This is a genomic window from Streptosporangium sp. NPDC023825 (assembly GCF_040639575.1).
GTDB lineage: Bacteria > Actinomycetota > Actinomycetes > Streptosporangiales > Streptosporangiaceae > Streptosporangium.
In genome coordinates this window covers 1-11545 of the sequence record NZ_JBFAAE010000117.1, presented here as the reverse complement: position 1 = coordinate 11545, position 11545 = coordinate 1, and the positions used below count along the sequence as shown (strand labels likewise).

Here is an 11545-nt window from a genome sequence, read left to right as displayed (position 1 = left end):
GCGCCGATGGTACTGCACCGGGGACGGTGTGGGAGAGTAGGTCACCGCCGGACAATCTTTTGAGGGCCTCCACCGTTGGGTGGGGGCCCTCAGGCTTTCACGATTTCAAGAGGGAAGGGCCTCCACCACAGGTGGGGGCCCTTTTCGCGTTAAAGGGCGTTGTCAAAGGGCATTGGGGGTTGTGTGGGAACGGCGGTCACCGGGTCGACCGGAGCCACGACACCCAGGACACGAAACCCTAGACGTGAAGTTCGCCGGAAAGAACGGTCACCGCGTTTCCCGCGAGTTCGACCCGGTCGCCCCGTACAGTCGTGCGGACCACGCCCCCGCGCTGTGACAGCTGGGCGCCCACCAGCCTGTCGGAGCCGAGTTTGGCCGACCAGTACGGCGCGAGCGCGCAGTGGGCGGAGCCCGTGACCGGATCCTCAGGGACTCCGACCCTGGGGGCGAAGAATCGGGACACGTAGTCGGCGCCGGGGCGCGAGGCCCGGGCCGTCACGATGACTCCCCGCGCGTCGACGGCCTCCAGGGCGCGGAAGTCAGGAACCGTGGCGAGCACGGCGTCCTCGGACTCGACCTCCACGAGGTAATCCCAAACATTTTTTCCCGTCCAAACAGGTTTAACTCCGAGCGCACCGATCAGTCCATCTGGAGGGGTCGTCGCTTGGAGTACTTTTGCTGGGAAATCCATGCTGATTAAGTCGTATTTATCCCTGGTCACGGACAGGATTCCGCTCTTCGTTGAGAATTCGAGGGTTTCTGGGACCGTTCCCGTGGAATACAGCACATGCGCCGCGGCCAGGGTCGCATGCCCGCACAGGGCCACCTCGGTCACCGGCGTGAACCAACGGAGCGGGTACGGTCCGCCGTCCTCCGCTCTGAGCAGGAAGGCTGTCTCGGAGTGCCTCATCTCCGCCGCCACGGACTGCATCCAGGCGTCAGGGACCGGATTGCCGAGTACGCAGACCCCGGCGGGGTTACCCTTGAAAAATTCATCGGTAAACGAATCGACCGTGTAGACGAGCATGACGCGATGCTAGCGGCGCCGGAGATATCGGTTGAAGTTGGGTCAGGAGATCAGGCAAAGTCGGGGATCAGGCAAACCAGTGCGGTAGCCGTACAAAGTGGAAATAAGCGCTGGGCGTGTCGCATGGCGAACTTCTTGTCGTCGGTTACCGTCCAAGATGTAGGGACAGGCCGGGTACGGCGTGGTCCTGGCGAAAGGACGAGCCGATGGGGGCAGTGCGCAAGGTGGCGAGCTACCTTGGCCTGGGCGGGGCCGAGCATTATGACGAGTCCTACGACTACGAGGACGAGGTCGAGGGCGAAGAGGAAGACTGGCAGTCTGCCTCGGAGCGCGCGGCCAAGCGCTGGCGCGCGATGAACGAGCCCTCGCGGATCGTGATGCTGACACCGATGAAGTACAACGACGCACCGGTCATCGGGCAGCACTTCCGCGACGGTCAGACCGTCATCATGGATGTCAGCGGGATGAGCACCGCCGAGGCCACCCGCATGGTCGACTTCGTCGCGGGGCTGGCGTACGGCTGCGAGGGGCGCATCGAGCGGATCGCGGAGAAGGTCTTCCTGCTGGCCCCCGCAGAGGTGGAGATCACCAACGGTTGACGCCTGGCGCGGCCTCGCCGGTACGGGTCCCGAGCGATCGGATCCGTACGGGTGCGAGGCCGGCCTCGGCGAAGGACCGCGTACCGATGGCGAGGCCGCGTACCGCCGAGGCGGCGTGCCCGATGGGAACCGCGTACCGATGGGGAGACCGCACACCGGCGAGGCGGCATGCCCGATGGTGGGGCCGCGTACCGATGGCGAGGCCGGGCGGTGGGGAGTACGTTGACCTCGCGCCGCGGGTGCGTGACGCCCCGGTGGCGCGTACCGAGGGCGAGACCCCGTATGTCGTCATCCCGCACGTCGTTCTCGCCCGTGGATGCCATAACGCTCCCGGGCGATACGCGTAACGCTCCCGGTGATACGCGCCGGCACGGAGACTGCGCGGCGGGCACACCACGGACCCGTGGACGGCATGAGCCGGGTGGTGCGCCGGTGGTGACCGGTCAGCCCGCTCGAGGGCCCCGGCGGAGCAGGCGGGTGAGTTCGGCCAGGTCGGAGGTCGCTGTCTTGGCCCGGCCCTCCGACTCGTGGGCGTACTCGTGCAGTGCCCACACCGCGCCCTGGGCGAGCTCCCTGAGCTCGGCGAGCTGGGTGATGACGTACTCGGCGTCCGCTCGCTCACGCTGACGCCTGCGCCACAGCCTGTAGGCACCTCCCGCGGCGGGCAGGAGTGCGAGCGGCGCGAGAGGGAGGACGGGAAGGACGAGCGCGACCACCAGGATCACCGGGGCCAGGGCGAGCAGCACGTAGGCCGCCCAGGGACGGCCGCGAGCCGGCGCTCCCTCGGTGGCGATCCGCTCCTCGGCGGCACCCATCGACTCGGGATCCGGGCCCTCGGGCCTGAGCGTCACCTGGTGGCCGAGGATCGGCATGGTGACCGACTCGGGGGCCTCGGCCCGGGTGGCCTCGGCGAGAGTCTCGGCCGCGGCACGCACGATGGGCGCGGCCACGTGCAACGCGATCGCGGCCAGGTAGGGGTGGGAGCCGGGTCGCAGGTCGCCGAGCAGGTGGCCGGCGAGCGGCCTCATCGGCCGTTCGTGGATGCCGGAACCCGTCAGCTGGCGGAGAACGGTCAGCGGCTCGTCCTCGCTCCACACGACGGCGGCCTCGCCGGAACGGTCCGCCTGCGCGGCGGTGACGAGCGCGAGGCCGTTCAGGTCACCGGCCGTTCCCTCCGTACGGTCGCGCGCCTCATCGACCGCGCCATCGGCCGCCCGGACCGTGGAACCGCTCACGGAATCGGTCTTTCCGGCGGTGGCGCCATCGCCTCCCCTGTTCTCGCGGGCCGAGGTGATCTCGGCGCAGCGGTCGAGCAGGTGGGCCAGCCGGGCGGCGGCGTGTACGGGGGCGGCCAGCTCGGGGAGTTCGGCGAGCTCCGCGAACCCGGCCAGGGCCGGTGACACGGCGGCGGAGGGTTCGTCGGGGATCAGCGCGCGCAGCCACCGGTCGGGCTCGGACGCGGGAGAGGCGGCCACCGCGTCGAGCTTGCGGAGAACGAAGATCTTGCCCGCCGGGCCGTACGCCCCGCGGGCGGCGGCGAGCCAGAGTGCCCGCTGGCCGTGGGTCACCGGGCGGTCCAGGGACAGCTCCCCGAAGGCGGTGCCGAGCCACGAGGCGTGGATGCGGTCGCCCTGGCCGGCCACGGCGAGGGCGAGGCAGAGGAAGAGCGCGGTCCGCTGCTCGTCACGCTGCGCGGCGCGGGCGAGGGGTTCGAGCGACTCCTCGCCGCGCATGAGCAGCACGAGCGCCTCGACGGCCGGAGCCAGCCAGTGGTCGGACGTGTCTTCGAAGCCCGCCGGTATGCCGGTGGGGACGATGCCGGCGGCCAGGTCGGTGAGGAGCGCGTCGGCACGGCGGCTCAGCCCTGTGTCGACAGGTGGGGCATCGGTGTGTGGGGCGTCGATGCGCGAGACCGAAGTGTTCGAGGTCGCGGTGTCCGTGCCCGCGGTGTTGGTGCCCGTGGTCAGGACGGTGTCCACGTCCGCGACCGGATCCGCGTCCGCCGCGGCCAGATCCGCCTCCAACGCCGCGGCCAGGCCGGTGCTCACGCTCGTGCCCAGGCCCGCGGTCAAGCCGGTGCTCAGGTTCGCGGTGTCCGTGCTCACGTTCGCGGTCAGGTCCGTGCTCAAGGCAGAGAGCTCCCCGAAGTTGTGACCGATGACCGCGCCAGCGTATTGCGCTTCGGACATCCCCGCAGGGAGGCGCGCCGAACATGACTTTGCCAGACGATCGCCTTCATTTTCGCAATAAAGACGATCATCTGGTGGACAGGTTACATGCGCTCGGGTGCCGGGACGCCGAGAAGGCTCAGGCCGGTCTCCAGAACCTTCAGGGTCAGCGCGCACAGGGCGAGCCGCGAGGCGCGAGTGGCCGCCTCGACGTCGTCCTTCAGCACCGGGCAGTTCTCGAAGAACGTGGTGAAGGCGCTCGCGGTGTCGAAGAGGTAGGAGGCCATCTTGTGCGGTGCCGAGTTCTCCGCCATCTCCTCGACGACCGAGCCGAACCCGAGGAGTTGCAGCGCCAGGGCGCGCTCGGCCGGGTGTCCCAGCACGATCGGGCCGGTCGTCTCGGCCGGGGTCACCCCGCCCTTGCGGAAGATGGAACGGATGCGGGCCTGGGCGTACTGCAGGTAGGGGCCGGTGTTGCCGGTGAGGGCGAGCATGCGGTCGAAGTCGAAGACGTACTCGCTGTCGTGGCTGACCGACAGGTCGGCGTACTTGACCGCGCCCATGCCGACGGCGTGCGCGATCTCCGTGCGCTCGGCGTCGGTGTAGTCGCTGGTCCTGAGCACCTCGGCGGCCCGGGTCTCGGCCTCGTCGAGCAGCTCGACGAGCTTGATGGACTTGCCGCTCCTGGTCTTGAACATCTTGCCGTCGGAGCCCAGCACGCTGCCGATCTGGATGTGCTCGGCCCTGACGTGGTCGGGCAGCCAGCCCGCCAGCCTGGCCGAGTCGAACACCATCGACATGTGCAGCGACTGGGTCGCGCCGATCACGTAGAGGATGCGGTCGGCCTTGAGATCCTGGACCCGGTAGCGGATCGTGGCCATGTCGGTGGTGCCGTAGCCGTAGCCGCCGTCGCTCTTGCGGATCATCAGGGGCAGCGGCTGGCCCTCGCGGCCGGTGTAGCCGGGCGGGAAGACGCAGAGCGCGCCGTCGCTGAGGACGGCGATGCCGCGCTCCTGCAGCTCGTCGCAGACCTGGGCGAGCACGTGGTTGTACATGCTCTCGCCGGCGATGTCGTCGTCGGTCAGCGTCACACTGAGCTGGACGTAGACCTTGTTGAAGTAACGGACCGTGGCGTCCATGAAGATGTGCCACAGGCGCATCGTCTCGGGCTCTTCGGCCTGCAGGGTGACGACCCGGCTGCGGGCGCGCTTGTTGAACTCGGGGTCGGTGTCGAACTTCAGGCGGGCGGCCTGGTAGTAGGCGTTGCCCTCGCCGGCCTCCAGCTGGGCGACGGCGGCCTCCTCGCCGATGTCGAGCAGGTGCTCGATGAGCATGCCGAACGGCGTGCCCCAGTCGCCGAGGTGGTTCTGCCGGATGACCCTGTGGCCCAGGTGCTCGTGGACCCTGGCGAGCGCGTCACCCACGATCGTCGTGCGCAGGTGGCCGACGTGCATCTCCTTGGCCGCGTTGGGCGCGGAGTAGTCGATCACGACGGTCTGCGGCGAGGTGGCCGGGCTCACGCCGGTGCGCGGGTCGGCCAGGATCTCGGAGGCCCGCGCCGCGATCCACTCGTCGGAGAGGGTCAGGTTGAGGAAGCCGGGGCCGCTGACCTCGACGGTGCCGGGGAACGGGTCGTCCCGGTCGTCTCCGGCCTGCCCGGTGAGGTGCTCGGCGATCTTCTGGGCGACCTCCCGCGGGGTCCCCGGCAGTCGCTTGCTCAGGCTCATCGCGACGTTCGCCTGGTAGTCGGCGAACTGCGAGGGACGGATCAGCGGGTCTGCGTCGGAGTACTCCGCACCGAAGGCGGCGGCCAGCGCCTGCTGGACGCGCTCGGTCAGTGCGAGCTGCGGGTCGGTCATGCTCCAAGGGTATCGGCTGGCCGGTCCTGAACCGATTGGATATCGCCCGGGATCGGCTCCGTACGGCGGGATCGCACGATCATGAAGACGCCCGTCAGCACGACCCCGGCGGCGACGCCGAGCCCGGCCGCGGTGAGACCGGCGCCGGGGCCGCCGAGGGTGAGCGCGAAGAACTCGCGGGCGAACGGGACGGCGAGGGCCAGCGCGAACAGCCCGGCCATGGAGGCCACGAGCACCACCCGCCACCAGACGTACGGACGGGCGACCAGGACCAGCACCCACCAGGCCGCCACGAACAGCGTGATCACCGCGGAGGTGCGGCTCTCCTCCAGGGTGGCGGACCCGCTCTGGGCGATCCAGTACGACAGGTAGACGGCGGCGGCGCAGACGATCCCGGCGGGGACCGCCAGGCGCAGCACGCGGGGCACGAAGCCGCTCCTGGCGCGCTCGTTGCTCGGCGCGAGCGCGAGGAAGAAGGCGGGGATGCCGATCGTCAGGGCGTTGACCAGCGTGGAGTGACGGGGAGCGAACGGGAACGCGAGCCCGATGACCCCGGTGAGCAGGGAGAGCACGATCGCGTAGAAGGTCTTGGTCAGGAAGAGCCCGGCGACCCGCTCGATGTTGGCGAGCACCCTGCGGCCCTCGCCCACCACGGAGGGCAGGCCGGCGAAACTGTCGTCCATCAGCACGATCTGGGCGACCGCCCGGGTGGCGCCGCTGCCGGAGCCCATCGCCACGCCGAGGTCGGCGTCCTTGAGGGCGAGGACGTCGTTCACGCCGTCGCCGGTCATGGCGACCGTGTGCCCGCGCGACTGGAGCGCGCCGACGAACAATCGCTTCTGGTGCGGGCTGACCCGGCCGAAGACGGTGTTGGCCTCCATGATCTCGGCGAGCTTCTCCGGGTCGTCCTCCGGCAGGGTGCGGGCGTCCACCGCGCGCTCCCCGCCGGGGATGCCCAGGGAGGTGGCGATGGCCGACACCGACTCGGGGTTGTCGCCGGAGATGACCTTGACGGTGACGCGCTGCCCGGCGAAGTAGGCGAGGGTCTCGGCCGCGTCGGGACGGATCCGCTGTTTGAGCACGACGATGGCCGCGGCCTCGACGGCGCCGAGGTCGTCGGGGTCGCGCAGCGAGTCGACCCGGCACAGGGCGAGCACCCGCAGGCCGGTGGCGGCGAGCGCCCAGGCGTCGTCGTAGGCGGGGGTGCCGGGCGGCAGGAGGACGTCGGGGGCGCCCAGGACCCAGCCGCCGTGGTCGCCGAACCCGGCGCCGCTCCATTTGCGGGCCGAGGAGAAGGGGACCCTCGCGGTGGCGGTCCAGCCGGGCGAGTCGGGGTAGCGGGCCTGGACGGCGCGGGCGGTGGGGTTGGGGTCGGGGTCGAGATTGGCCAGCGCGGCCAGGGCCTCGTGCACGGGCAGGTCGTCACGGAGCGGGCGGACCTCGTCGAGCTCCATGCCGCCCGAGGTGAGGGTGCCGGTCTTGTCGAGGCAGAGCGTGTCGACCCGGGCCAGGATCTCGATCGCGGGCAGTTCCTGAACCAGGCAGTGGCGCCTGCCCAGCCGGATCACGCCGACGGCGAAGGCGATGCTGGTCATCAGGACCAGGCCCTCGGGGATCATGGTGACGATGCCCGCGACCGTGCCGGTGACGGCCTCGCCGACGCTCGTCTGCCTGCTGACCTGGCTCCAGGTGAGCAGGGCGCCGATCGGGATGACCAGCCAGGTCACGTACTTGATGAACCGCGTGACGCCTTCGCGCAGCTCCGAGTGGGACAGGCTGAACGCGCTGGCCTCCTCGGCGAGTCTGGCCGCGTAGGCGTCGCGGCCGACCCTGGTCGCGACGTAGGCGCCCCTTCCGGCGACCACGAAGCTGCCGGACAGGACCTCGTCGCCGGGACGCTTGTGCACCGGGTCGGCCTCGCCGGTCAGCAGCGACTCGTCCGCCTCCAGGCCGTCGGCGTCCACCATCTCGCCGTCGACCAGCAACTGGTCGCCGGGGGAGAGCAGGACGAGATCGCCGAGCACGACCTGCCGGGGCGGGATCTCGGTGTCGGAGCCGTCCCTGCGAACCCTGACCGGGGACTCGTTGACGATGGCGAGCCGGTCGAGGGTGCGCTTGGCGCGGAACTCCTGGACGATGCCGATGCCCGCGTTGGCCACGATCACCAGTCCGAAGAGCCCGTCCTGCCACTCCCCGAAGATCATGATCAGCACCCAGAGCGCGCCGATCACCCCGTTGAAGAGGGTGAGGACGTTGGCCCTGACGATCGCCGAGACCGACCTGCTCGACCGGCGCCTGACGTCGTTGACCTGCCCGGCGGCCACGCGCTCGGCGACCTCGGCCGCGGTCAGCCCTCGTTCCGCCACCTGCTCCACACGGCCCCCCGCCGATCGACTGGGACTCAGGGTACGCGGGGCCGGAGAACGCGATGAGAGGTGCCACCCGATACGCCGGAAATATCACCGCAGGTGGGTGGGCCGTGCGCGAGGTGTCACCAGGTGGGCCGTGTGCGAGGTGTCACCAGAGGCGGTGCGGGCGGGGGGTGGCGGCGAGGCGCTCGCCGATGCGGTTGACCACGCCCTCCTGGGCCAGTCTGGCCGCGAGCACGCAGGCGGAGCTCACCCCCTTGGCGTGCGAGGCGCCGTGCGCGATGACCACGGTGCCGTTCAGGCCGAGCAGCACGGCCCCGCCGTGGACCTCGGGGTCGAGCCGCCGGTAGAGCTCCCTGATGCGCCTCTTCTGCAGCAGCCCGCCCACCCTGGCCGTCCGGCTCTCGTTGATCGTCTCGCGGAGCTCGGCGAAGGCGTAACGGACGCTGCCCTCCATGGTCTTGAGCGCCACGTTGCCGGTGAAGCCGTCGGCGACGATGACGTCCACGGTACGGGTGAGCAGATCATGGCCCTCGATGTTGCCCGCGAAGTCGAGCCCCGGGGCGGCCGACAGCAGCTCGTGGGCCCGCTTGACGAGCTTGTTGCCCTTCTCCGGCTCGCTGCCGATGGTCAGCAGTCCGATCCTGGGCTTCTCGACGCCCAGGGCGGTCTCCGCGTAGGCGGCGCCGAGGTGGGCGAACTGCACCAGCATCTCCGGCTTGACCTCGGCGTTCGCCCCGGCGTCCAGCAGGACGGTCGGGGTGGGCCTGGTCGGCAGGGCGACGGCGATGGCGGGCCTGAGAACTCCTGGCTGGCCGCGGAGCCTGAGCTTTCCGGTGGCCACGATCCCGGCGGTGGAACCGGCGGAGACCACGGCGCAGGCGTCGCCCCGGCGTACGAGGTGGCAGGCGACGGCGATGCTGGAACGCGGCCGGCGCAGGCTGGCGAGGGCGCCCTCGTCCATCGCCAGGGCCTCCTCGGCGCGGACGATCGGGATCTCGGTGGTCGCGTCGTACCGGGAGAGCGCCTCGGACAGAGGGCGGGGGGCGCCGACGAGCACGACGGAGATCCCGTGCTCTCGTACCGCCCGCACGGCTCCCGCCACGATCTCGTCGGGGGCGTTGTCGCCGCCCATCGCGTCCAGGGCGATCGGCATGACGCCGGGAGCGTCGGTCTCAGGCAAGCGGTCACCTCGTGCGGGATGGTTTGTCCGCATCGTAGGCGCGCTCAGGACCGGATCGTTCCGTGGGGCCGATCAGGGAGTGCCGGGGAGATTCCAGTCGCTTCTCTCCCGCGAGACGATGACCTTGCCGAAGGTGACCCGGCCGACGACCCTGATGACCGGGCCGTCGCCGTCGCCCGCGCCGCCGGAGATGCTGCGCTTGGCGAACAGCGCGCCGACCTCGTCGATGACGTGGGCGTTGTGGGGGACCCTGACGATCAGCTTGCCGCAGTAGGAGTTGACCTCAAGGGTGATCTCCCGGCCCGGCAGCACCGCGTCGGACAGGTCGACGATCAGCGCGCCGAAGGTGGCGCGCAGCGCGGTGTGCCGCCCGGCGATCCAGCGCCCGCCGCGCACGACCTTGCTGAAGACGGCGGCGACCTGCTGCCGCTCGGCGGTGACCCCGCGGGCGGGCGCGGTGATGCCGGGCAGGTCGCGGGTGAGGGGGACGAGGTCGTCCGTCGTGACGGCGGTATAGGCGGCCTCCAGCCGGTCGGCGTGCTCGACGCTGGTCAGGCGGCCGGCGGCGAACGCCTCGCCCAGCACCGCGGCCGCATGGTCGCGATCGGCGTCGGAGGCACGCAGGACGGGCTCATGGGACGTCATGACTGCGAGTGTACGACCATTCAAGATATATCGCGACACATGTTTCGTGAAGAAGTCGCCGAGTTATGGAACCGGTCACATAGTGGTTTACGTCCGGTATATAAGTGGTCCAAGACGCACGAGAGGTGGATGAGGTTTACCGCAACGAGCACAAAAAAACGAGGCAAAGGATTGGTGATCTTGAACGAAGCTTCCAAGCGCGGGTTCCGGGCCTACACCGCGAAACACCTCGACGACCTGCTGCGCAGAGGCGGCCTGGGTGACGACGAGCGGCTGCGGATCAGAGCGGTGGCGACGGTACTGCCCTTCCGCACCAACGCCTACGTGGTGGACCGGCTCATCGACTGGTCGGCGGTCCCGGAGGACCCCATCTACCGGCTGGTCTTCCCCCAGGAGGACATGCTGCCCGAGGCGGACGTCACCAGGCTGGCGGGCCTGCTGCGGGCCGGCGCGGGGAACGCCGAGATCCAGGCGGCGGCGAACAAGATCAGGATGAGGCTCAACCCGCACCCCGCCGGCCAGCTCGACCTCAACGTCCCGCGCGTCGGTACCGAGCCGGTGCCCGGCATGCAGCACAAATATCCTGAGACGGTGCTCTTCTTCCCCAAGCAGGGGCAGACGTGCCACGCCTACTGCACCTACTGCTTCCGGTGGGCCCAGTTCATCGGGGAGCCCGACCTGAAGTTCGCCTCCGACGACGTCGACTCCCTCGTCCGCTATCTCAAGGACCACCCCGAGGTGACCAGCGTGCTGCTCACCGGAGGGGACCCCATGATCATGGGTGAGCCGGTGCTCCGCCGCTATCTGGAGCCGCTGCTCGGCATCGAGCAGCTCGAGTCCATCCGCATCGGCACCAAGTCGCTGGCCTACTGGCCGCAGCGGTTCGTCTCCGACCCCGACAGCGACGACACGCTCCGTCTGTTCGCCTCCGTGGTCGACGCGGGCAAGAACCTGGCCTTCATGGCGCACTTCTCACACCCCCGGGAGCTGGACCTCCCGATCGTCGAGGCCGCCGTCGCGGGAATCACGGCCACCGGCGCGGTCGTCAGGACACAGGCACCGCTGATCCGGTCGATCAACGACGACCCCGCGACCTGGTCGTCCATGTGGCGCAGGCAGCTCACCATGGGCATGATCCCGTACTACATGTTCGTCGAGCGCGACACCGGCCCGCAGGACTACTTCGCGGTGCCGCTCGCCAGGGCCTACGAGATCTTCAGGGACGCCTACGCGAGCGTTTCGGGGCTGTGCCGCACCGTGCGGGGCCCGTCGATGTCCGCCACGCCCGGCAAGGTCTGCCTGGACGGCGTCGCCGAGGTCGCGGGGCAGAAGGTCTTCGTGCTCCACCTCATCCAGGCGCGCGATCCGGCACTGGTCGGCCGCCCCTTCTTCGCGAGGTACGACCCGAACGCCGTGTGGCTCACCGACCTGCGCCCGGTCTTCGCCGACCGTTTCCCCTTCGAGCCCGCCACCGTCGCCCCCCAGCGACTGTCGGCCTGAATCCACCCCTGTCGGCCTGATCCGCCCCCGGTGTGGCCCGGGGCCCGTGGGTCGCGCACGGCGGCGGTGGAGGCCGGTGAGGGGTCGTGGCCGGCGGGGGAGACCGGCCCGGGTTCCGGCGGCGGTCCGGCGGGGATGACCGCTGCTCGGGCGGGATCAGCCGGCGGGCTTGCCGAACCAGCGGGAGAGGTGGTC

8 protein-coding genes are annotated in these 11545 nt (G+C 70.1%); 2 read left to right on the top strand and 6 right to left on the bottom strand.

Going from position 1 to position 11545, the window contains the following annotated elements; translation table 11 throughout:
- Window positions 1-238: 238 nt before the first annotated feature.
- Window positions 239-1027, bottom strand: coding sequence for a PhzF family phenazine biosynthesis protein (locus tag AB0G15_RS42740; protein ID WP_362851339.1), 789 nt, complete (start codon window positions 1025-1027; stop codon window positions 239-241).
- Window positions 1028-1233: 206 nt separating this feature from the next.
- Between AB0G15_RS42740 and AB0G15_RS42735 the strand changes: the two genes are divergently transcribed.
- Window positions 1234-1626, top strand: a complete 393-nt coding sequence (locus AB0G15_RS42735) for a cell division protein SepF (protein WP_329086981.1) — start codon at window positions 1234-1236, stop codon at window positions 1624-1626.
- A 443-nt stretch (window positions 1627-2069) separates the two neighbouring features.
- On the opposite strand, the gene AB0G15_RS42730 is transcribed toward AB0G15_RS42735, so the two are convergent.
- The 5 genes from AB0G15_RS42730 to AB0G15_RS42710 form a co-directional block, all read right to left on the bottom strand.
- Window positions 2070-3755 (bottom strand): hypothetical protein, encoded by a 1686-nt coding sequence (locus AB0G15_RS42730; RefSeq protein ID WP_362851337.1) that lies wholly within the window; start codon window positions 3753-3755, stop codon window positions 2070-2072.
- Between the two features lie 143 nt (window positions 3756-3898).
- Entirely contained in the window at window positions 3899-5653 is a 1755-nt protein-coding gene (gene argS / locus AB0G15_RS42725) for an arginine--tRNA ligase (RefSeq protein ID WP_362851335.1), read from the bottom strand.
- Entirely contained in the window at window positions 5650-8028 is a 2379-nt protein-coding gene (locus AB0G15_RS42720; RefSeq protein ID WP_362851333.1) for an HAD-IC family P-type ATPase, read from the bottom strand. The genes argS and AB0G15_RS42720 overlap by 4 nt, the downstream gene beginning before the upstream one ends.
- 142 nt (window positions 8029-8170) lie before the next feature.
- A complete protein-coding gene (gene plsX / locus AB0G15_RS42715; protein ID WP_362851341.1) occupies window positions 8171-9178 on the bottom strand; it encodes a phosphate acyltransferase PlsX in 1008 nt (335 codons plus the stop codon).
- 99 nt (window positions 9179-9277) lie between these two features.
- On the bottom strand, window positions 9278-9850 hold the full coding sequence (locus AB0G15_RS42710; RefSeq protein WP_362851331.1) for a DUF1707 domain-containing protein: 573 nt from the start codon (window positions 9848-9850) through the stop codon (window positions 9278-9280).
- A gap of 174 nt (window positions 9851-10024) precedes the next feature.
- Here AB0G15_RS42710 and AB0G15_RS42705 point away from each other — a divergent pair, with 174 nt between their 5' ends.
- The gene (locus AB0G15_RS42705) at window positions 10025-11350 is read left to right on the top strand and encodes a lysine 2,3-aminomutase (RefSeq protein ID WP_362851329.1); all 1326 of its coding nucleotides are present in this window, start codon (window positions 10025-10027) and stop codon (window positions 11348-11350) included.
- The last annotated feature ends 195 nt before the right edge of the window (window positions 11351-11545 follow it).

Bases quoted from the DNA above. Each gene is read 5' to 3' on its own strand.
- AB0G15_RS42740 (WP_362851339.1), bottom strand. From the start codon at position 1,027: ATGCTCGTCTACACGGTCGATTCGTTTACCGATGAATTTTTCAAGGGT.
- AB0G15_RS42710 (WP_362851331.1), bottom strand. From the start codon at position 9,850: ATGACGTCCCATGAGCCCGTCCTGCGTGCCTCCGACGCCGATCGCGAC.
- AB0G15_RS42735 (WP_329086981.1), top strand. From the start codon at position 1,234: ATGGGGGCAGTGCGCAAGGTGGCGAGCTACCTTGGCCTGGGCGGGGCC.
- argS (WP_362851335.1), bottom strand. From the start codon at position 5,653: ATGACCGACCCGCAGCTCGCACTGACCGAGCGCGTCCAGCAGGCGCTG.
- plsX (WP_362851341.1), bottom strand. From the start codon at position 9,178: ATGCCGATCGCCCTGGACGCGATGGGCGGCGACAACGCCCCCGACGAG.